Source organism: Kitasatospora sp. CB01950 (assembly GCF_001905465.1).
Lineage (GTDB): Bacteria > Actinomycetota > Actinomycetes > Streptomycetales > Streptomycetaceae > Kitasatospora.
The window spans coordinates 547,923-569,440 of the sequence record NZ_LISX01000003.1; the positions used below are offsets into that span (position 1 = coordinate 547,923).

General features: G+C 75.6%; 14 protein-coding genes. 8 read left to right on the top strand and 6 right to left on the bottom strand.

Annotation, left to right across the window (positions count from 1 at the left end; all coding sequences use genetic code 11):
• Window positions 1–22: 22 nt before the first annotated feature.
• The 4 genes from AMK19_RS10920 to AMK19_RS10935 form a co-directional block, all read right to left on the bottom strand.
• Window positions 23–1,612, bottom strand: coding sequence for a carboxylesterase/lipase family protein (locus AMK19_RS10920; RefSeq protein WP_073810479.1), 1,590 nt, complete (start codon window positions 1,610–1,612; stop codon window positions 23–25).
• A 154-nt stretch (window positions 1,613–1,766) separates the two neighbouring features.
• A complete protein-coding gene (locus AMK19_RS10925; RefSeq protein ID WP_073810481.1) occupies window positions 1,767–2,954 on the bottom strand; it encodes an alpha/beta hydrolase family protein in 1,188 nt (395 codons plus the stop codon).
• Between the two features lie 38 nt (window positions 2,955–2,992).
• A complete protein-coding gene (locus AMK19_RS10930; RefSeq protein ID WP_073810483.1) occupies window positions 2,993–3,829 on the bottom strand; it encodes a hypothetical protein in 837 nt (278 codons plus the stop codon).
• Complete coding sequence (locus tag AMK19_RS10935) at window positions 3,826–4,737, bottom strand: ABC transporter ATP-binding protein (protein ID WP_073810878.1); 912 nt, start codon at window positions 4,735–4,737, stop codon at window positions 3,826–3,828. Before AMK19_RS10935 ends, AMK19_RS10930 begins: the two co-directional genes overlap by 4 nt.
• Before the next feature lie 135 nt (window positions 4,738–4,872).
• Between AMK19_RS10935 and AMK19_RS10940 the strand changes: the two genes are divergently transcribed.
• The gene (locus AMK19_RS10940; RefSeq protein WP_073810485.1) at window positions 4,873–6,105 is read left to right on the top strand and encodes a sensor histidine kinase; all 1,233 of its coding nucleotides are present in this window, start codon (window positions 4,873–4,875) and stop codon (window positions 6,103–6,105) included.
• Window positions 6,102–6,755: a response regulator gene (locus tag AMK19_RS10945; RefSeq protein ID WP_073810487.1), complete on the top strand. Its 654-nt coding sequence runs from the start codon at window positions 6,102–6,104 to the stop codon at window positions 6,753–6,755. Before AMK19_RS10940 ends, AMK19_RS10945 begins: the two co-directional genes overlap by 4 nt.
• Window positions 6,756–7,373: 618 nt before the next feature.
• On the opposite strand, the gene AMK19_RS10950 is transcribed toward AMK19_RS10945, so the two are convergent.
• Window positions 7,374–7,577 (bottom strand): hypothetical protein, encoded by a 204-nt coding sequence (locus AMK19_RS10950; protein ID WP_143200145.1) that lies wholly within the window; start codon window positions 7,575–7,577, stop codon window positions 7,374–7,376.
• Between the two features lie 75 nt (window positions 7,578–7,652).
• Window positions 7,653–8,354, bottom strand: a complete 702-nt coding sequence (locus tag AMK19_RS35930; protein WP_073810491.1) for a hypothetical protein — start codon at window positions 8,352–8,354, stop codon at window positions 7,653–7,655.
• Between AMK19_RS35930 and AMK19_RS10960 the strand changes: the two genes are divergently transcribed.
• The 6 genes from AMK19_RS10960 (at window position 8,254) to AMK19_RS10985 (ending at window position 21,423) form a co-directional block, all read left to right on the top strand.
• Entirely contained in the window at window positions 8,254–8,547 is a 294-nt protein-coding gene (locus AMK19_RS10960; RefSeq protein ID WP_083646652.1) for a DUF4232 domain-containing protein, read from the top strand. The genes AMK19_RS35930 and AMK19_RS10960 overlap by 101 nt on opposite strands.
• A 145-nt stretch (window positions 8,548–8,692) precedes the next feature.
• Window positions 8,693–9,547: a DUF4132 domain-containing protein gene (locus tag AMK19_RS10965; protein WP_073810495.1), complete on the top strand. Its 855-nt coding sequence runs from the start codon at window positions 8,693–8,695 to the stop codon at window positions 9,545–9,547.
• Window positions 9,544–14,553, top strand: a complete 5,010-nt coding sequence (locus AMK19_RS10970; protein WP_073810497.1) for a hypothetical protein — start codon at window positions 9,544–9,546, stop codon at window positions 14,551–14,553. The genes AMK19_RS10965 and AMK19_RS10970 overlap by 4 nt, the downstream gene beginning before the upstream one ends.
• A 26-nt stretch (window positions 14,554–14,579) precedes the next feature.
• Window positions 14,580–15,707 carry an ATP-binding protein gene (locus AMK19_RS10975; RefSeq protein ID WP_443135000.1) on the top strand — a complete coding sequence of 376 codons (1,128 nt, stop codon included), beginning with the start codon at window positions 14,580–14,582 and terminating at the stop codon, window positions 15,705–15,707.
• A gap of 170 nt (window positions 15,708–15,877) precedes the next feature.
• Window positions 15,878–19,591: a DUF5682 family protein gene (locus AMK19_RS10980; protein ID WP_443135003.1), complete on the top strand. Its 3,714-nt coding sequence runs from the start codon at window positions 15,878–15,880 to the stop codon at window positions 19,589–19,591.
• Complete coding sequence (locus tag AMK19_RS10985; RefSeq protein ID WP_073810502.1) at window positions 19,588–21,423, top strand: hypothetical protein; 1,836 nt, start codon at window positions 19,588–19,590, stop codon at window positions 21,421–21,423. Before AMK19_RS10980 ends, AMK19_RS10985 begins: the two co-directional genes overlap by 4 nt.
• The last annotated feature ends 95 nt before the right edge of the window (window positions 21,424–21,518 follow it).

The window sequence follows — 21,518 nt, forward strand, 5'->3', positions numbered from 1 at the left end:
GGGTCGGCGGGTAGGCTCCGCGCTACCGGCGCAGTGCGGCCCAGAACGCGCACTGGTGGTCGGCGGCCACGTCCGCCTCCCCGATCCGGCCCGGGACGAAGCGCAATTGGTCGCCGCCCCAGGGCGACGCGGCGGCCCAGGCCGGAGCTCCGGCGTGGTGGGGGTCCCCGGTGCGGGCGAAGGCCGTCCAGTACTGGATCATCGCGGCCGCCATCGCCCGCTGGGCGTCGGTCTTCAGGAAGTCGTGGCCGCCGAGGTCGAACAGCGACGGCAGGTCGGTGGCGTGCGCGGCCCCCTGGGGCAGGTCGGGCAGGTGGATCCCGTTCACGTCGGGGGCGTCCGGGTCGGCGAACTCGTACGGATACACGGTGGTGTGCGCGGCCATCGCGCGGTCGGCGGCCGCGGTCGGGCAGGCCCACGCCTCGTCGGTGATGACGGTGGCGAACGCGAGCGGCGCCGATCCGCCGTACCGGGACAGCGGATACCTGGCCGCCACGCGGTCCGCCTCCGGCCCGAACGCGGTGAACAGCAGGCTCGGGTAGGTCTCGGCGGTGACCAGCGTCGGGTCGGTCTGCACTGCGGCGCCCACGAACGAGCGGGCCTCGTCCCGGTTGCCGCCGGAGATCACCGGGACGCGCAGGAAGCGTCCCTCCCGGACGGCCGCCGCCGGATTCAGCGGCAGCAGCGGCGTCCCGTAGGCCAGGTGGTTGGAGAAGGAGTCGTTGAGCGGCACCAGGTCGGCGGCCGACTTGGCCCGCATGCAGGACAGCTCCTCGGCCGGGCAGTCGGCGCCGTGGGCGGCCGCCAGACCGTCCGCCAGGTCCTGCTCCAGCGAGGTGTACGGCGTCGCCGCCGGCGTGCCCACGTACAGGCCTCCGGCCGGCCAGTCCAGCAGGCACGAGCCGGACGAGACGATCGCCTTGTCGATCAGGCCCGCGGCCTGCGGCGAGGTCAGCGCCGCGCAGGCCGACATGCCGCCCGCCGATTCGCCGAAGACGGTGATGTTGTCCGGGTCGCCGCCGAACGCCGCGGCGTTCCGCTTGGCCCACCGCGCCCCGGCGAGCTGGTCCTCGAGCCCGAAGTCGCCCGACCCCGGCAGGTCGGGCAGGCCGAAGTAGCCGAAGACTCCCAGCCGGTAGTTGAGCGTCACCACCACCACATCGCCCTGGGAGGCGAGCCGGTCGGCGTCGTAGTCGCTGCCCGCGCCGCTGTCGTAGCCGCCGCCGTGCCACCACACCATGACGGGCAGCCGGGCTCCCGGCGCCACCCGGGCCGGGGTGGTGACGTTGAGGTACAGGCAGTCCTCGTCCGTCGACCCGGGCAGCCCCGGCCCGCCGGCCGACTGCGGGCACCGGCTGCCGGGCCGGGTGGCCTCCCGGACCCCGCTCCACGGCGTCGCGGGCTGCGGCGGGACCCACCGCAGGTCGCCGACCGGCGGCTTCGCGTACGGCACCCCGAGGAAGTGCCGGGCGTCCCCGGTCACGCTGCCGTGCAGCAGCCCGGTCTCCACCCGCACCGTGTCCGGCGCGGTGGCCGTCGGATGCGCCGGGACGTTCCCCGCGGCGAGCGCGAGGACGGCGGCGACGGCGGCGACGATCGTGCGGAGCTTCATGACTCTCCCTCGGGCCGGGCAGACACCGTGCTGCCGGACGGGAGCAGGCTACGGATCCGGCGCTCCCGGTCGGGCCCGCCACCGGGCACGTTCCGCGCCGTCACCCGGGTGCCCCGCGGAGCGCACACCCCCGGCCCAACAGCCGGGCACCGGCTCAGGGCAGGTACGCCACCTCGGGGAAGCGCGGCGACGGCCCGGAGAGCAGCGGGGCGGCGCGGTGGCGCAGGTGGAGGTCGAAGAAGGCGAGCGGGTAGGCCTGCTGGATCAGCAGGGCACGGGACGGGTCGATGGTGCCCACCATGCGGCGGATCTGCTCGTCGGGCAGGCCCAGCAGCCGGCCGGCCTGCGGGATCAGCGTCATGTTGTCGCCGTACGAGACGTGGACGGCGCCCGCCGCGCGGACCTCCAGTCGCCAGCCGCGCAGGTGGGACCAGAACTCGGCGACGTACGGGTCCGTCGCGCGCGGGAAGCCGGCGGTCATCATCATGAACGGCCGGTCCAGGTCGGCGGTGATGCTGGGGTGCCCGAAGCCGGGCTGCATCGGCCCGTCCAGGGCCAGACCGGCCCGCACCCGGCGGTCGGCCAGCATGGTGCAGGCGGTGGCCGTGCCGCCCTTCGACCAGCCGAACATGCCGATCCGCGAGGTGTCGAGGGCCGCGCCCAGCCCGTCCGGGAGCGGGCGGCGCTCGGCGTCCGGGTTGCGGCCGGCGGCGAGCTGCTCCACGCAGTCCAGGACGAAGCGCAGGTCCACGGAGTAGTCCAGCGCGTACATCGGCCCCTGGCGGTCGGCCGGGGTGATCACCCGCCCGTCGGGCAGTTCGCTGAAACAGTTGCCGAGATGGTCCACCGTCACCACCACGTAGCCGTGGCTGGCGAGCTCCTGCACCATCACGGTGTGGTCGGCGCGATGGCTGCCCGAGCCGTGCGAGTACACCACGACGGGCAGGCCGTGGCCGGTGCGGTGCACGGGCGCGCCGATGCGGCCGGCGGTGAGCGGGACCAGCGCCGGGTCGAGCGGGAAGCCGGTGTCCGTCAGGAACGCCCGCATCGTGCCGTCGGGCAGCCACGGGGCGAGCGGCAGGCCATGGGCGGCCCGGGCCGGGTACCAGACGCTCGCCATCAGCTCGCGGTGCGGGTTCATGCCCGCGATGGGGTTCGGGCGGTTCGGATCGACCAGGTGCAGGGCCACCGTGCCGACCGGGAACGGGCCGGTGGGGGCGGGCAGGGTGAGCCGCTCCGGGACGCCGGTGTCGGCCCGGGCGGGCAGGGCGGTGGCGAGCGGTGCGGCGGCGCCGAGGGCCAGGGCGGTGCCCAGCAGACGGCGGCGGGTCATCCCGGTCATGGGAGCTCCTTCGGAAGTCGGGTAGGGGAAAAGGGCGTTCACTGGTCGCGTCCGGGTACGGCGGTCATCACCAGCAGCACGGCGACGGCCGCCCAGACCAGGTAGACCGCCCAGGACCCGCCGACGGTGGACGGGAAACGCTGGCCGGTGATCTCCCCGACCAGACCCAGGCGGGCCCAGGCGTTGAACGGCTGCGCGTTGGCGACGACCGCGCCCAGGTGGGTGTCGTCGCGGACGAACATCGGGATCAGGAAGAGCAGCCCGAACAGCGCGACCATCGCCGTGACGCTGTGCCGGATCACCGCACCCACCGCCAGACCCACCAGCGCGCCCAGCGGCGCCAGCAGCGCGGACGCCGCCACCAGCCGCAGCGCGCCCGGATCGCCGATCGACACGCCGCCGTACCGGCCGGCCAGCATCGCCTCGTCCAGCCAGAACGACACCGCCGCCACCAGCACGCCGAACCCGGTCGCCACGGCCGTGACCAGCAGCACCTTCGCGGCCAGCACCTCCCGGCGGGCCGGCGCCGCCACGAAGGTGGTCCGCAGCAGGCCGGTGGTCTGCTCGCTGAGGATCGCGATCGCGCCCAGCGTGCCCATCAGCAGCAGCACCAGCGTCCCGCAGGGCCGGGTGAACGCGTCGTGCAGCGCCCCGAACTCGGCGTAGTACTGCTGTTGTTGGGCCGTCCAGGAGCCGAACTCGGCCCGCGAGAGGCGCGCGCCGTTGGCGTTCAGGCCGACCAGGGTCAGCCCGGCGGCCAGCAGGAACCACGGGATCGACCGCAGCGACCGGAGCTTGATCCACTCGGCGGCCACCAGGTCGGTGAACCGGGCCTGCGGCGCGTCCGCGGGGCGAAGGTCTGTCAGGGTGCTCATGCGGATGCTCCTGCCGCGTACTCGACGCTGCTGCCGGTCAGTTCCATGAAGGCCTGCTCCAACGTGCCCGTCCGGGAGGTCAGTTCGTGGATCAGCAGGCCCCGGTCGAGGGCGGTCCGGGCGATCGCCGTCGCGTCCGGGCCGGTCACCGTCAACAGGCCGTCCGGCGCCTGCGCGACCCGCGCGCCCCCGGCGGTCAGTGCGGCCACCAGCTCCGCCGGGTCGGTCGTGCGGACCTGCACGCTCCGCTGCGACCCGCGCGCCGCGAACTCCGCCACCGCCTCGTCCGCGAGCAACTCGCCGCGCCCGACCACGATCAGCCGGTCCGCGGTGTGCTCCATCTCCGTCATCAGGTGGCTGCTGACGAACACCGTGCGGCCCTCGGCGGCCAGCCGCCGGAACAGGCCCCGGACGAACAGCACGCCCTCCGGGTCCAGCCCGTTCAACGGCTCGTCGAAGATCAGCACCGGCGGGTCGCCCAGCAGCGCACCCGCGATGCCCAGCCGCTGCCGCATGCCCAGCGAGAAGCCGCCGATCCGCCGGTCCGCCGCCGCCGACAGGCCCACCTCGCGCAGCACCTCCTCCACCCGGCCCGCCGGGAGCGCGTTGCTGCGGGCGAGGAAACGCAACTGGTCGCGGGCCGTCCGGCCGCCGTGCACGTCCCCGGCGTCCAGCAGCGCCCCCACCTGCCGCAGCGCCCGCCGCAGACCCCGGCAGTCCCGGCCGGCGACGGTCGCCGAACCGGACGTCGGGGCGTGCAGCCCGAGGATCATCCGCAGGGTGGTGCTCTTGCCCGCACCGTTCGGGCCGAGAAAACCGGTGACATGGCCCGAACGGACCGTGAAGGACAGGTCGTTGACGGCGGTGACGCGGCCGTAGCGCTTGGTGAGACGGTTGACTTCGATCACGGGGACAACGGTGCCGGGCAGCGGCGCCCGCCCGCAGTCGCCGACGGACAACAATCGCGGTGACGGACGATCAACTCCGGGATGTCATCCGGGGAGGACTGCGCCGCTCCGGCGGTGATCGCTACGCTCGGGAGCATGAATCTCACCCGGGTGCCCCCCAAGGTCCTCTCCCGCGTGGCACCCGGCACCTGGATGGTGCTGCTCTGGCTCGCCGTCACCGCGTACACCGTCTTCGAGCAGAGCCACACCCGCGACGGCATCTCCGTCCTCACCCTCAGCACCGGCAACCAGATCGACGAAGTGATCGCCGTCCTGGCCGTGATCGCCGCCGGACGCCGCCGCCGACGCCCGCTCACCGCGCTCTGCCTGCTGCTGTTCGGCACCGTCGCGTCGGTGATGGCGATGGCCGTCGCGGACATCCCGCTGCTCCAGTACCTCGTCGTCGACGTCGCGATCTGCTACCTCGCCGCCACCCGGCCCACCCGTACCTCCGTCGCCGCCGGCGCGCTCGCCCTCGGCACCCTGCTCGGCTACTCCGGCCTGCGCGCCCTGAGCGGCATGGACGACTACGGCAGCACCACCCTCACCGCCGCGCTCACCACCGCCATCGCCTGGCTGATCGGACACGCCGTCCACCAGAGCCACACCCACGCCGAGACGCTCCGCACGCAGGCCACCGAACAGGCCATCACCACCGAACGCCTGCGCATCGCCCGCGAGTTGCACGACATGGTGGCGCACAACATCAGCATCGTGGCCATGCAGGCCGGCGCCGCCCGCCGGGTCTTCGACACCCAGCCCGAACGGGCCCGCGCCGCCCTCGGCGAGGTCGAGACCGCCGGCCGCGAGACCCTCGCCGGGCTGCGCCGCCTGCTCGGCGCGCTGCGCGACGCCGACACCCCCGATGCCGCCGATGCCGCCGAACAGGTCGCCCCCGCACCGGGGTTGGACGACCTGGACCGCCTCGCCGCGACCACCGCCGCCGCCGGCGTCCGGGTCGCCGTGCACCGCTCCGGCGAGCGCCGCGCGCTGCCGCCCGAGATCGAGCTCTCCGCCTACCGGATCGTGCAGGAGGCCGTCACCAACGTGGTGCGGCACGCCAAGGTCCGGGCCTGCCGGGTCGCGATCGAGTACCGGTCGGCGGAGCTGCTGGTGAGTGTCGTCAACTCGGTTGGCAGCGCCGGAAGTTCGGGCAGTGGCGGCGGCCCCGGGTACGGCCTGGTCGGCATGCGCGAGCGGGTCGCCCTGCTGCACGGCGAGTTCACCGCCGGGCCGACGCCCGACGGCGGGTTCCGGGTGGTCGCGAGGCTGCCGCTCCCCGTCACCGCACGCGAAGACCTCCTCCCGTCCCTGGAGCTCACCCGATGACCGCCGTCCGCGTCCTGCTCGTCGACGACCAGCCGCTGGTCCGCGCCTCCCTCGACATGATCATCACCGATGCCCCGGACCTCACCGTCGTCGGCGAGGCCGGCACCGGCGCCGACGCCGTCCGCCTCGCCGCCGAACTGCGGCCCGACATCGTGCTGATGGACATCCGGATGCCCGGCATGGACGGCATCGAGGCCACCCGCCACGTCACCGCCGCCGAGGACGCACCCCAGGTGCTCGTGCTCACCACCTTCGACCAGGACGAACACGTCTACGGCGCGCTCCAGGCCGGCGCCTCCGGATTCCTGGTCAAGGACATGGAGTTGGACGACATCCTCGCCGCCATCCGGGTCGTCGCCGCCGGAAACGCGCTGATCGCCCCGACCGTCACCCGCCGCCTGATCGCCCACTTCGCCCGGGGGCCCGTCGCCGCCGCCCCGCCCACGGAACTCCCCCACCTCACCGGCCGCGAACGCGAGATCCTCACCCTGGTCGGCCTCGGCCGCTCCAACACCGAGATCGCCGAGGAACTCCACCTCACCACCGCCACCGCGAAGACCTACATCTCCCGCCTGCTGACCAAGCTGGACGCCCGCGACCGGGTCCAACTGGTCATCACGGCCTACGAATCGGGCCTGGTCGGCCACTGAAGCGCTGCGTTTCGGCCGGAGGCGATCAGTTGTCCGGACGGCGGACGGCGGACGGCTGAAGCGCTGCGCTTCGGCCGGGGGCGATCAGTTGTCCGGGCGGTGGGCGGTGGGGGCCGCAGGGCGGGTCGGGGCGGCGGATGGCGGGCAGCCGCGACCGGGTCCAACTCGGGATCATCGCTTACGAATTGGGGCTGCTCGGCCGTTGAACTACTGCGCTCCGGCCGGGGGCGATCAGTTGCCCGGACGGCGGACGGCGGATGGCGGACGGCGGGCGGCGGGCGGCGGACGGTTGAAGCGCTGCGCTTCGGCCGGGGGTGACGGTTGTCCGGGCGGTGGGCGGTGGGGGCCGCAGGGTGGGTCGGGGCGGCGGATGGCGGGCGGCCGCGACCGGGTCCAACTCGGGATCACCGCCTACGAATTGGGGCTGCTCGGCCGTTGAAGCGCACGCTCCGGCCGGGGGACGATGAGTTGCCTGGGCGGCGGGCGGCCCAGGGCGGGTCGGGGCGGCGACGCGGACGGGACGTGAGGGCGGCGGCGAGGCTGCTCGGGATCAGCGCAGGCGCAGGCGTGGGTGCCGGGGGAGGACCCGGAGGTCACCGCCGTGCTGCTGCGTGAGGGTCAGCCGGCGATGCCGGAGAGGTCAAGCCGCTCCAGGCGGTCCAGGCAGCGGGCGATCTCGGCGGCCAGCGCCCCGGCGCTCGGCGGGAACTCCTCGGGGCCGACGGCCAACAGCTCGGCGACGTCGCCCGCCTCGTCCTGGACGGAGACCTCGGCCAGCAGGTCCGTGCCGGCGGCGCCGAACCTGATGTGCAGCTGGAACACCACGGCGAGGCCGCCGCCCAGTTCGAGGACCCAGCCGTCGGCGTAGGACGCCTCGTCCGGGTCGTCCGCGTACTGTCACACCGGCCCCAGCGACTGCCGCCCGCGCCCCGGGAGACGCTCCTCCCAGCCGCGCACCAGCGCCTTCAGTCGGAAATGCGCGTCCCGGAGGGCCACCGCCAGTGCGACGGCGCCCCGCCCCGTGTCATCCATCACGTTCCGCTCCCTGCCCGGCGCCGCCCGACGGACGAAGATCGTCGGCGGTCGCAGGGGGCCACAGTAGACCCCGCCCGAACGGGGCGTGTCCATCGAATGCCCATCGGGCTCGGAGGTCGTGCGGCCCGGCCGGGCGCGACCGGCCGAACGAACCGCACCGACCCCGCCCGCGGGGCCGAAGGACCATGAGCGAGAACCATCATGCGCACCCGTCAACTCACCGCCGCCGTAGGCCTGGTGGCCGCACTCGGCCTCACCTTGACCGCCTGACGACTCCGGCGACGCCGGCGACGCCGGCGCGGCGAAGGCCCCCGCCCCGGCCGCCACCGCGTCGAACGCCGGACAGCAGGCCCCGACCCCCCCGGCGAGCAGCCCTTCCGGCACGCCGGAGAGCCCCAAGGCCGCCACCACCCCGGCCGCCAACTCCCAGGCCGGCGGCAGCCGCACGTGCACCGCCGCCGACCTGAAGGCCGCCCTCGGCCCCGGCAGCGGCGCGCAGACGCCCGACGCGCAGGGCGCCGAGCAGATCGAGCTGACCAACCGGTCGAAGTCGGCGTGCACCATGAAGGGCTACCCGGGCCTCGACCTGGTCGGCGACAGGGGCACCTGGAGCCTGCCCCGCTACCAGGCCGCGCAGGGCGAACTCGTCACCCTGCAGCCCGGCGGCAAGGCGGACGTCGTCGTCGAGTACCTGCCGTTCGCGGGCGACGGCGAGGCGGAGTTCAAGGTTTTCGGCCGGTGCGGCGAGAGTGCGTGAAGGGCGTCGCAACGGGACCCGACCCGCCGTCAGAACGGCTCCCCGAGTGCGGCGGGGAGCCCGACCCGGCCCCCCGACGATCACCTGTCGGTGGGGCCCGTTACGTTCGTCCCAGCTCGAAAACAGCAGCTGGGAGGGCTTTGACGTGGCATGGCTGGCAGCGGGTGACTATCAGGTCGCCCTGGAACCGGACGGGAAGGTCGCGTGTCGCAACGCGGCCGGGCGCCGGTTGAAGACCGTCCCGTCGAAGCTCAAGGACGACCCTGCCGTCGTCGGGCTGCGACAGCTCGCCGAGTGGCTCGCCGCGCACGAACGCCAGTGCCTGGCCACCGCGGAGCGGTGGATGGTCCGCTCGCTCCCGGTGCCCGCCGCCGTGATCGCCGCCGTGTGGGCCGACGAGACCTGGCGCGCGGTGCTGCGCGACCTGGTGGTGACGGGCGCCGACGGCTCCGTCGCCGGATTCCTGCGCGACGCCGACCCGCAGCGCGGCCTCGGCGTCGTCGACCTCGACGGCGACACCGTCCGCCTGACCGACGCCGAGATCCGCATCCCGCACCCGGTGCTGCTCGAAGACCTCGACGAGCTGCGGGAGTTCGCCGCCGAACTGGGCGTCGTCCAGCAGCTCCAGCAGTTGCACCGGGAGGTCTGGCACCGGCCCGCCGACCTCGAACCGGCCGCCACCCAGGTCGACACCTACGCCGGCGGCCGCTACAAGGAACTGCGCGAACTCGTCGGCCGCTGCGCCCGACTCGGCCACCGCGTCCGCGGCGGGTACGCGATCGTGCCGCTGGTGGACGGCGGCCGCACCCTGGAGGCCCGGGTCTGGGTCGGCGACTACTACGAGTACGACGAGTGCGAGACCGGCGGGCTCGGCTGGGCGGGCGCCGAGGGGCGGCCGGTGCCGCTCACCGAGGTCGGCCCGGTCGCCTGGTCCGAAGGCATGAGGATGGCCGCCGCGCTGTACGCGGGCCGCACGCTCGAAGAGGAGGCGTCGGCATGACGCAGCAGCACCCCGACCACGACCACCTGCTCGACGCGGGCGCCGTCCTGCCCGTCGGCACCGTCACCGCCGCCGACGGCCTCGACAGTACCGCCGACACGCTGACCGCCCGCAGCTACCGCCACCCCGGCCTGGACGGCCGCACCGTCGTCCGCCTGGTGCCCGCCGCCCTCGGCCCGGCCGAGGACCTCGCCGTCGAATTCCTCGGCCTGACACCCGCCGCCGAACCCGTCGAGGTCGGCCAGGTCCGCCAGGAGGCACTCGGCTTCCCCGCCTGGGCGCTGGTCAACGACCCCGCCAACGGGCACCACGCGCTCGCCGTGGTCAAGGAGATGGAACGCCTCGCCCGCCAGGTCAAGTCCAAGCCCGGCAACGCCAAGGACGGCTTCGACGAACTCGCCGTCCGCCTCGGCCGCGCCGTCCCGCACTTCCTGCCCACCTACTGCGAACAGGTCGGCCGGATCTTCCTCGAACAGGGCAACCAGACCTACGCCGGCACGTACTTCGGCAAGGCCCGCGAAGCCGAACGCACCCACAGCCTCGCCATCGACGAGGAACGGCTGCGCGCCGTCTTCCTGGAGTTCGCGCTCGGCGGCGCACTGACCGTCAAATCGCTGCGCCAGTACGTCAAGGACCTCGCCGGACGACTCGACGCCGCCACCGCCTGGCAGCGCTTCCGCCAGCTGTGCGCCGAACGCTCCGCCGCCGGCATGGCCCCCTACGCGGGCATCGCCGAGGACGCCCGGCAGCTGATCCGCGCCGCCGGCCTCGACCGCGGCGAACAGGAACAGCTGCTGCTCGCCGAACTGCTGACCTCGCCCGCCGTCGGACGGGCCCCCGCCGCCGTGTGGAAGTCCTGGCACGGCGCGCTGGTCGACCTCGCCCGCCGCGACGACACCGTCCGGGCCCGCCTGCTGGAGATCCTGCCGACCCCGTCCGGCTCCAAGGACGACGCCGCCGTCGACCGCGACTGGCTGGCGCTGCTCCACGAGACCGGCGCCGACCGGCTCCTGACGGACCCGCAGCCCACCGGCACCGACCTCGCCGCCCGCTGGCTCCGGCGCTGGACCGCCCACCTCGACCGCGGCTGGCGCTCCCGCCCCGCCTGCGCGGACACCGTCGAACTCGCCGCCCGGATGACCGAGCGGCTGCGCACCGAGGCCGTCCCGGTCGAGCTCACCCTGACCCACCCGACGGCGCTCAACCTGCTCGACCTGCTGCTCGCCGAGAACGTGCCGGTCGCCGACTCGGCCGAGATCCGGCGCATCGACCTCGGCGACTGGCTGGAGGACGGCGGCCCCGGCCGCCGCGACCTCACGGCCGTGGCCGCCGACCCGCGCTTCCGCACCGCCCTGCAGAACGCCGTCCCCGCCCTCCTGCGTACCTCGAACGGACGCCGCCTCGGCCCGCAGCTCGCCGACTACCCGGCGCTCCAGGCCCTGCTGGTCGAATGGGCCGACCTGCGGGCCGACGAACTGCTGTCCGCCACCGGCCTGTCCGGCGCGTCAGCGCTGCTCGCCGACCTCGCCGCCGTGCGCCCCGCCGTCATCGAGGCCAACCCGGCCGCCGCCGCCCGGATCGCCGGGCTCGACGTCGCCGCCCTGCTCGGACACACCCTCCGGGCCGGCATCCTCGACGAACTCGGCTGGCCCGCCCTCGACGAGGCGCTGCGCCGCCTCGGCTACGAGGACGAGGCGACCGGCCGCGTCCCCGGCCGGATCAACCGCAGCGACCTGCAGATCGAGGACGCCTGGCCGAACCTGATCCTGGCCCGCTGCAACAAGGCCGTCGTGGTCGGCCCCGACGGCATCCTGCTCGAACACGACCTGCGCTCGCCCGCCGACCTGCCCCGCTGGCACAGCCCCCGGCTGCGCTTCGTCGACGGCGAACTCCTGGTCGCCTGGCGGGACTCCGACGGCCACCGCGCCTACTGGTCCGGCCGCCCCGAGCAGACCTTCGTGCCCGGCGGCGAACCCCTCGACATCGGCTACTACGGCCCCCACAACATCGGCTGGACCTCGCTGCCGCTGCCCGGCGGCGGCCGCGCCACCGGCGGCCGCGTGCTGCACGCCGGCGACACCGTACTGCCCGCCGAACGCCCCGTGATGAGCGACGGCGTCGGCCACTGGACGTACCGCCGCGGCGCCCTCGTCGAGTACGACCCGCCGACCGGCGCCCTCGGCCGGGCCTCCGCACCGCCGCTGTTCAGCAAGGACGGCGACACCTCCGGCGCCCTCCAGCCGCTGCAGTCCCGGCTGCTGCCGATGCAGCCCGGCCTGGAGCACACCCCGCTCGGCACCGACGGCGCGCTGCTCGGCGGCTGGGTCCGCACCGGCGCCGACCGGGTGACCCACCACGGTGTCGACGGCCGCCTGGCCACCGCACCCGCCGGCCACCGCCACCCCGCGGGCCGGCTCGACCTGCCCGGCGCCGCCGCCCTGACGCTGACCGCCGCCGACCGCAGCGTCGCCCTCGGCCCCGCCGACGGCGCCCACCGCACCGGCGACCAGCTCGCCGACCTCACCACCTCCCACCCCGGCCAACTGCACGCCGCCGGCACCGCCCTCGTCCCGCCACTCGACCACTGGCACGCGCTGCGCCCCCGCGACGAGGCCGGCTCGCGAGTGCTGCGCGCCGTCACCGACGCCCAGGCCGCCCAACTCCTCGACGCCGCCTGGCCGGTGGACGCCAAGGACGTCGAACGCACGGGCCGCCCCGAGCTGCTGACGATCCAGGGCGCCGTCCGACAGGTCGCCGGCACCATGGCGAGCCACGCCGTCCCGGTCGCGGCCGTCGCCGAGGTGCTGCCCGGCCTCACCGACCCGCTGCTGCGGGCCGGCGTCGCCGGACTCGCCCGGATCGCCACCGACACCGCGACCCGCGCCGCCCGCTTCGCACCGCTCCCGCAGCCCGCGACCGAGCCCGAAGCCGCCGAGGCCGACGCCCCCGACTGGCCCGAACACGGCCAGGACGACGCGCTGTTCGAGGCAGTCCGCGGTGTCTTCGGCCACCTGGACGGCTTCGGCCGGACCTGGGACCGCACGCCCGGGCAGTGCCAGGTGCTCGCCCACCTGCGGGCCGTCACCGGGGCGCTGGCCGCCCCGCCGCAGAGCCGGCCCGACGGCTGGACGGTCGACCCCGTCCGGCTCGACCTGCCCGGCGGCAGGGCCCACAACGCCAGCTACCACGGCTGGGCCCACCTGCTCGGCCGCACCGCCCCGATCGCCGTGGCCGCGGCCACCCCCGCCACCGGCGAACCGGCCCGCGCCGCGCTCACCCTGCTGCTCACCGAAATCACCCAAGGTTGGCTCGCCGACCGCGGCCCGACGCTCCGCCGGCTCACCCTCGTCGAGGACAACAGCACCGACCGGTTCGAGGACCGGGTCGGCCAGGTGCTGCGCCACGGCGACCGCACCGTGGTGATCCTCGCCTGCCGCAACACCGGGCAGCACCTGCACTGGGCGGCGATCGAACACGACCCGGCCGGCGAGTTCGGCGCCGTCTCCGAGTTCACCGTCACCGAGGAACGGCGCGTCCACGACGACCTGACGGCCGACTGGATCGCCCGCTTCACCGACCGGCTCGCCCAGCACGGCCCGATCGCCTGGCAGGCCGAGCAGGTCGCCGCGTTCGACGCCGCCACCGGCATCGGCCGGGCCCGCGCCACCCTGCTGCTCGCCGCGCCGCCCAGCCTGTTCTCCTGGGTGGGCGACCTCACCGCCGAACAACTCGCCCAGTACGACCTGAAGTCCGCCCAGGTCAACGCCGCCGCCACCTGGCTGCGCGCCGTCGACCGCACCCAGTGGGACGCCGTCACGGTCGCCCTGCTCCCCGCCGACCCCGCCCAGCTCTGGACCACCGGCCTCGCGGCCGACACCGCCGCAGCCCGCTGGCTCGAACTCCGCGGACGACTGCGAACCCTCCCAGACGAGGACCAGACCGCCGTCAACGGGACGACCGTCTTCGCCGTCGAAGCCGTCCTCAACCCGGCCACCACCGGTTGGATCGCCCGCACCACCACCCAGCACGTCCGCCCGACCGAGCACGGCCCCGAACTGCTGCCCGACGACCCGGGCGCCGTCCCCCACGGCCGACAGCTCGCCGCCACGGTCGGCGCGCTCCGCTGGCTGGCGTACCGCCTGCCGCACGGGTCCGAGCTGCGCCCCGTGCTGCCCGAGGCGCTGGCCGCGATCCGCGCCCGGCTCGCCGACCCGAACCTGCTGCTCGACCTCAACCGGTACTCCACCGTCCGCGCCCGGACGCTCCCCGCCGTGCTGCGCGACCACTTCGGCCTGCCCGAACAGGACGCCGCAGCGGAGGAGCCGACAGCCTGCGGCGAGGCGATCGTGCTCGCCCCCGGCCGCCGCGGCGAGACCGCGTACCTACGGCCCGCCGCGCTCACCGGCGCCGACGACCCGCTGCTCGACCTGCTCGCCGGCCTGGTCGGCGCGGACGACGCCGCGAGCGGAGTGACCGCACTGCGCGCCCTGCTCGGCGACGACCTCACCCGGCTCACCGCCCACGGCTGCGCCGCCGACGAACCCGCCGGCTGGCCGCAGGACCCGCAGCGCAGCGCCCCCGCCCTGGTCGCCGAGGCCGCCGGCGAACTCGGACTCGGCGAGGACGCCGCCACCCTCTACCTGCAACTGCTCGCGCTGCCCGACCCCACCGACCGCAACATCGCCCGCTGGAACGGCTGGAAGCCCACCCGCTTCAAGCGCGCCCGCGCCGAACTCGCCGCCGCCGGCGAACTGGTGCTGGAGGCCAAGCGGTCCCGGGCCGGCCGCGGCCTGTTCCTGCCCGGCGGCTGGCAGGAGGCCAAGACGCCCGGCCTGCCCGTCGAGGTCTGGAAGGCCGGCCTGTACGAGATCCCGTCCGGGCACGCGATCCTGCCGCACCTCCCCGCACCCGAACTGTTCGCCCGCGCCTGGCAGCGACTCGCCGACGGCGACCGGCCCGGCTACGAACAGCTCACCACCGACACCCGCCGGCGAGGCCGCCGATGAGCACGCACACGATTGAGGACCACGCCATGAGCACCGCCCCCGACCGGCAGCTCGTCCTGCCCGAGGACACGTACGCCGCCGAACTGGAGTTCCTCGCCGCGTACGACACCGGCCCGCGCCCGCCCGGCTGGCGGCTGACCCCGCGCGCCGTGGTCACCTTCGTCCTCGGCAGCGGCGGCGAGAAGCTCAAGCACGGCCGGCGCGGCATGGTCGTCGAAGCGAAGTTCGTCGGCGACCGCGCCCTGGTCGAACGCTGCGTCGTCACGCTGGCCGGCGAACGCGGCCTGCTGCTCGTCGGCGAACCCGGCACCGCCAAGTCGATGCTCTCCGAACTCCTCGCCGCCGCCGTCTGCGGCACCAGCGCCCTCACCGTCCAGGGCACCGCCGGCACCACCGAGGACCAGCTCAAGTACGGCTGGAACTACGCCCTGCTGCTCGCCAAGGGCCCCAGCCGGGACGCCCTCGTCCCCTCGCCCGTCCTCACCGCCATGACCGGCGGCGCCGTCGCCCGCGTCGAAGAGATCACCCGCTGCCTGCCCGAAGTGCAGGACGCACTGGTCTCGCTGCTCTCCGAACGGCGCATCGCCGTGCCCGAACTCGCCGGCAGCGCCGACGCCCAACTGTACGCCGCGCCCGGCTTCACCCTGATCGCCACGGCCAACCTGCGCGACAAGGGCGTCTCCGAGATGTCCGCCGCGCTCAAGCGGCGCTTCAACTTCGAGACCGTCGGTCCGATCGGCGACCTCGACGCCGAGATCGCACTCGTCCGCCGCCAGTCCACCGCCGCCGTCGCCCGGGCCGGCGCACCCTACGCCGTCGACGACGCCGTCCTCGAAGCGCTCGTCACCGCGTTCCGCGACCTGCGCACCGGCCGCTCCGTCGAAGGCTGGGACGTCGAACGCCCCTCCACCGTCATGAGCACCGCCGAAGCCGTCTCCGTCGCCACCGCGCTCGGCGTCACCGCCGCCTACCTCGACGGCGCCGACACCCTCCACCACCTCCCCGGCCAACTCGTCGGCGTCGTCCGCAAGGACGACCCCACCGACACCGCCCGCCTGCTCGGCTACTGGGACGGCCCGGTCCGCCGCCGCGCCGAACAGGGCTCCGCCACCTGGCGCACCCTGTGGGACCTCCGCCCGGCCCTGGGGGACTGACCACAGTGACCACCGACGCCCACCCGACCACCAGCACCTCACCGCCGCGGCCCGCCTGCCCGGACGCGGACCCTCGCGACGACGCCCGGTCGGCCGCGACCGGGGCGCCCCCGATCGACGCTCCGGCGGAGCTCGCCCGTTCCGGCGTGGACGGCACCGGATCGACGGTCGTGGCCGACGGTGACGGCCGGTGCGTCGGCGTCGAGTCCGGGGGCTCTCCGGCGGAGGCCGTTGCCCGGCTCGCCGGTTCGGGCGTCGACGGTCCCGGGCCGTACCTGATCGGCGTCCGCCACCACGCCCCGTCGATCGCGGCCGTGCTGCCCGCCCTGCTCGACGCGGCGCGGCCGGACGTGCTGCTCGTCGAACTGCCCGAGGAGTTCCAGCCGTGGCTCGGCCTCCTCGCGGACGAGCGCACCGAGGCGCCGGTGGCGCTCGCCGCCGCAACCGCCGAGGAGGGTTCCGGCCCGGCGTTCTACCCGTTCGCGGACTTCTCCCCGGAACTGACCGCCCTGCGTTGGGCGGCCCGCCACGGCGTGCCGGTCGTGGCCTGCGACCTGCCACTGGTCCACCGTGCCGCCGAAACCCGTGCCACCGAAACCCGTGCCACCTGCCCCGCCCCGCAAGGCCTCGCCGAAGCCCTCCGCCGTCGCCTCACCGGTCGCCCGGACGAGGACCTGTGGGACCGTCTGGTCGAAGCCCCCGCCCCCGGCTGCACCCCGGAAGAAGTCCGCCGCGCCGCCCTCCTGGTCGGCTGGGCCCTACGCCAGGACGCCCCCGCCGTCGACCCGCTCGACCTCCACCGCGAGTCGTGGATGCGCGCCCGCATCCACGCGGCGTCGGCGGACGGCCGCCGGGTCACCGCGGTCATCGGCGCCTTCCACGCACCGGCCCTGCTCGACAGTGACCGGACTGCGGGCGCTCCGTCGGCGACGGTCGCCGACCTGCCGCAGCACGTCGCGGCCGACTTGGCGTCAACGCCCGTGCCGGGGCCGGCGATCGACCCGCCTTCGGCGGCCGGGCCGGCAACGGCAACCGGACCGTCGTCGGCGCCCGCGTCTCCCGGCGGACCCGAGTCGTACGTGATCTCTCTCGTGCCTTACACCTACCCGCTGCTCGACGCCCGCTCCGGCTACCCCGCCGGTATTCGCGACCCGGAATGGCAGCACACCGTGCTGACTTCCGCCGGTGATCCGGAGAGCCTTGCTGCGGAGCTCACTCGTACTGCCGTGCGGATCTGCGAGGCGCTGCGCGGGCAGGGGCACCCCGCCGGGCCCGCCGATGGGCGGGAGGTGGTGCGGGTGGCCGGGGACCTGGGGCGGTTGCGGGGGCTGCCGGCGCCGGGGCGGGGGGAGCTGATCGAGGCGGTGCAGACGGTGCTGGCGCAGGGGGAACCGCTCGGGCGTGGGCGGGCTGTGGCGCGGGCGCTCGAAGCGGTGCTGGTCGGGACGCGTACCGGTCGGCCGACTCCGGTCGCGCCCCGTACCGGTCTCGGTCCCGCCGTGGAGGCCCTGATCGCGGAGCTCGGTCTGCCCGGCGCGGCCGAACCGTCGCCGCGCGATCTCCGTCTCGACCCGCACCGTTCGGCCCTCGACGCAGGTCGTGAACTGCTGCTGCGTCGCCTGGAGGTGTGCGGCGTGCCCTACGGCGAACCGGTCGCCGTGACCGGTGCCGGCGGCGCCGACGCGGTCGGCTCGCGTTGGCGGGTCCAGTGGACGCCGGCCGTCGCCGCAATGCTGACCGTCGCGGGGATGCGCGGAGTGACGCCCGCTCAGGCCGCCGACGGGACGCTGCGGGAACGGCTGCGTCGCGAACGGGACGCGGGCGGTTCGACCGCCCGGCAGATCATCGACGGTCTCACCGCTGCCGCCGGGTGCGCCCTGCCGACCCCGAGTGCCGCCCGGCTGGACCAACTCGCCGACGAGGTACCGGCGGTGGCGTCCCTCCCCGAACTCCTCGACGCTCTCGCCCTGCTGGACCGGCTCGCCGCCGGACACCTGGCCGGACCCGAGGCGGCCGCGCCGCTGCTCGGCCCGGCCGCCGCAGCCGCCGAGCTGCTCACCGTCGCCGCCGTCCGGGGGCTCGAAGGCCTGGCGGGCTCCGAGGACGTCGCGGATGCCCGCGCCCTGGTGGAGTTCGCCCGCCGGGCCGACGCCGACGGCGGCATCAGGCTCGGCCATGTGCTGCGCCGGCTGGCCGACGACGGCTCGCCGCTGATCCGCGGCGCGGCCGGCGCGACCCGCGTACTGCTCGGCCACCAGGAGCCCGCCGAGTTCGGAGGCCGGGTCGCCTCCTGGGTGGACGCCGCCACCGCCCCGGCGAGCCGGGCCGCGCTCGGCCGGTCCCTCGGCGGCCTGCTCACCGCGGCCGAGGGGCTGCTCACCGCTGCCCCGGCCGCGCTCGAACCGCTGCTGGCACGCGTCACCGAGCTCTCCGACGAGGCCTTCCTGGACCGGCTGCCCGCACTGCGCGGCGGTTTCGACACGCTCAGCCCGGCCGCCCGGGACCGGCTGCTCGCCGTCGTCGAGGAGCGTCTCGGCACGCACGTCGACACCCTGCCGACCGAGCTCGACCCGGCCACCCTCGCCACCTGGGCGAGAGCCGATCTGGCGGCCCGTCACATCCTGGAGGCGGGTGGACTGTTGCCCGCCGCGAGCGACGAGGCGCACGCGCCCGATGCGGTGCAGGCGCCCGATGCGGTGCAGGCGCCCGATGCGGTGCAGGCACCCGACGCGGCGCAGGTGCGGGACGAGCCGGTGGCACCGGCCCCCGGGGCCGTTCTCCCGCCCGCCGACCGCTGGCGGCTGGTGCTCGGCCGCCCGGGCAGCGGCCCCGGCCCGACCGGGCGGTCCGCGCGGCTCGCCGCCGCGCTCGACGAGCTCTACGGCACGGGCCGGGGCGAGGGCTCCGCCCCGGGCCCGACCGGCGACCGGCGCGGCGGCCGGGAGGCCCCGTACCCGGGCGTCCGGGAATGGTCCGAGGAACTGGTGGCGCTGTTCGGACCGGGCATCCGCGAGGAGGTCCTCGCCGCCGCGGCGGCGCACGGCCGCACCGACGTCCTGGAGGCGCTCGCCCCGGAGGCCGTCCGCCCCTCGGTCGACCTGCTGCGCACGGTGCTCCAGCACGCGGGCGGCCTGCCCGAGGCACGCCTCGCCGCGCTGCGCCCGCTGGTCCGGCGACTGGTGGACGAACTGTCGCGCGAGCTCGCGACCACGCTGCGCCCGGCCCTGACCGGACTCACCCTGCCGAGGCCGAGCCGCCGCCGGGCCGGCCCGCTCGATCTCGACCGCACGATCCGGGCCAACCTCGCCACCGCCCGGCCCGGCGCGGACGGCAGCACCGTGATCGTGCCCGAACGGCCGGTCTTCCGGACCAGGGCCGGCCGGGCCAACGACTGGCGACTGATCCTGGTCGTCGACGTGTCCGGATCGATGGAGGCCTCCACCGTCTGGGCGGCGCTGACCGCGTCGATCCTGGCCGGAGTCCCGTCCCTGACCGCGCACTTCGTGGCCTTCTCGACCCAGGTCGTCGACCTGAGCGGACGGGTGGACGACCCGCTGGGCCTGCTCCTGGAGGTCCAGGTCGGCGGCGGCACGCACATCGCGGCCGGCCTGCGGTACGCCCGCGACCTGGTCACCGTGCCGTCCCGCACGCTGATCGCCGTGATCAGCGACTTCGAGGAGGGCTACCCGCTCGGCGGGCTGCTGGCCGAGACCCGGGCGCTGGTCGGCGCCGGCTGCCACCTGCTGGGCTGCGCCGCACTCGACGACACCGGGAAACCCCGGTACTCCAGAGCCGTCGCCGAACAACTCGTCGCCGCGGGCATGCCGGTGGCGGCACTCAGCCCGCTGGAACTGGCCCGCTGGGTGGGGGAGAAGATCCGATGACAGACACCCGATGGCCCGCCGTCGCCGCCGAGGTCGTCGCGGAGGTGGTGTCGGCCCTGTCGGCGCGCCTCCAGAAACGGCTCGACGGCGCGGCGGCCAAGCTCGCCGACCGCCCGGTCGTCCGGACGGGCGACGACTGGAGCGTGCGGATCGACGACGAGACGGTGCTGGTCCTGCACGCCCCCGGCGGCACCGTCCGGACGGCCGACCACGTCCGGTGCGGCTGCCTGCTCGCCCCCGGCTGCCTGCACCGCGCCGCCGCCGTCACGGCCGCCCCGCTGGCCGCGCCCGCCGACGAGCAGACGCCCGGCGACGAGCAGACGCCCGGCGACGAGCAGACGCCGGCCGACGAGTCCGCGCACCCGGAACCCGGTGCCGCCGACGCAGCTGAGGAACAGCAGCCGCTCGCCCCCGCCGAGGCCGAGGCCGTCGACCGCCTGCGCCGGGTCGCGGCCGACACGTTGGCCGCCGGCATCAGCGGCGCGGGCAGCGTCCAGCAGGCCGAACTGCTGCGGACCGCCCACCAGGCCCGGCTGCTCGGCCTGCACCGGCCGGCCGCGCTGGCCGCCACGGTGGTCACCCGGCTGCGCGCCGCCCGGGCCGCCGAACCCGACCACCGGCTCGCCGACCTGGCCGCCGCCCATCGCGAACTGCTCGACGCCACCACCGTGTTCACGCCCCGCCAGGTGCGCGCGGCGGCACGGCAGACCTACCGGGAGGTCGGCTCGCTCCGGCTGTACGGGCTGTTCGCCGAACCGGTGGTGTCGGCCACCCACGCGGGCGTCACGGTCTGGGTGGTGGACGGCGCCGGGCAGCTCGCCACCGTCTCCGACGTCACCCCGCACGCCGATCCGACGGAGGCCGCGCAACTCGCCGGGGCGGCGGCCGGCCGGCCGGTCCGGCTCGGTGACGCGACACTGTCGCACCGCGACCTCGCCCGGGCCGGACTGACCGTCCAGGGCGCCACCCGGACCGACTCCGGGCGGCTCGGCGCGGGCGCGAAGGTCCGGGCGGTGCGCGCCGCCGGGGCGGGCTGGGACGAGGAGCCCGCCGCCCGGCTCTGGGCGGAGCCGGTGCCCGCCCAGGTCGAACGGGCGCTGGCGGCCGGGCGCATCCCCCTCGAGCAGCGTCCCGCCGGATCGGACCTGCTGTTCCTCGACGTCACCGTGCTCGGACCGGGGACCGTTCCCGGGTCGACCGCCCCGCAGCTGCTCGCCGAGTGCGCGGGGTCGACGGTGGCGCTGCTGCCCGCCCAGGACCACCCACGGCTCGCGTTCGCCGCCAACCTGGCGGCGCTGGCCTCCGCGCCCGGCCTGCCGCTGCGCGTGGTCGGCCGGCTGGAGCGCGCCACCCACCCGCGGCTGCGCCTGCTGGCCGCCGCCCCGGCCCCGGGGCCGGGCCCGGTCCTCACCCTGCCGCCCGAGTACCGCAACCGGATCAACCTGGGCCTGGAACGCCTCCAGCACGCCGACCTGCCGCCGGACCGGCCCGAGACGCTGCCACCGGCCGCCGCGTTCGCCCCGCAGCCGCCCTTCCACCTGCTGGCCCGCCCGCTCGAACAGGCCGTCACCGGCGGCCGCCGGGCCCTGGCCGGACGCTCCGACCGGGCCGCCACCGAGGCGCGCCGACTGCGGTCGGCGGGCCTCGCCACCGCCGCCCAGCTGCTCACCGCCGTCCACGCGGCCGCGGCGGACCAGGAACGCGACGTCTTCGGCCGCCTGCACACCACCGACCACCTCGCCTTCGCCACGGCCTGGCTCGCCGCCGCCCGCTACCAGGAGGAGGTGACCACCGCACTCTGCGCGGCCGCCTGGCCGGCCGACGCCATGTGACGCAGGTGGCTCGATCGGGATCGTTCACCTCTCCTTCGGCCGGTCGTTCCGGACGGGGACGGGCGGGACGCCGATACCGCGTTCGGCGGGCCGGC

Excerpts from the sequence above, each read along its gene's own strand:
- AMK19_RS10920 (WP_073810479.1), bottom strand. The coding sequence starts at position 1,612 with ATGAAGCTCCGCACGATCGTCGCCGCCGTCGCCGCCGTCCTCGCGCTC.
- AMK19_RS10925 (WP_073810481.1), bottom strand. The coding sequence starts at position 2,954 with ATGACCGGGATGACCCGCCGCCGTCTGCTGGGCACCGCCCTGGCCCTC.
- AMK19_RS10930 (WP_073810483.1), bottom strand. The coding sequence starts at position 3,829 with ATGAGCACCCTGACAGACCTTCGCCCCGCGGACGCGCCGCAGGCCCGG.
- AMK19_RS10940 (WP_073810485.1), top strand. The coding sequence starts at position 4,873 with ATGAATCTCACCCGGGTGCCCCCCAAGGTCCTCTCCCGCGTGGCACCC.
- AMK19_RS10945 (WP_073810487.1), top strand. The coding sequence starts at position 6,102 with ATGACCGCCGTCCGCGTCCTGCTCGTCGACGACCAGCCGCTGGTCCGC.
- AMK19_RS35930 (WP_073810491.1), bottom strand. The coding sequence starts at position 8,354 with ATGGTGCACGCCGACTTCGACCGGTTGGTCAGCTCGATCTGCTCGGCG.
- AMK19_RS10970 (WP_073810497.1), top strand. The coding sequence starts at position 9,544 with ATGACGCAGCAGCACCCCGACCACGACCACCTGCTCGACGCGGGCGCC.
- AMK19_RS10975 (WP_443135000.1), top strand. The coding sequence starts at position 14,580 with ATGAGCACCGCCCCCGACCGGCAGCTCGTCCTGCCCGAGGACACGTAC.
- AMK19_RS10985 (WP_073810502.1), top strand. The coding sequence starts at position 19,588 with ATGACAGACACCCGATGGCCCGCCGTCGCCGCCGAGGTCGTCGCGGAG.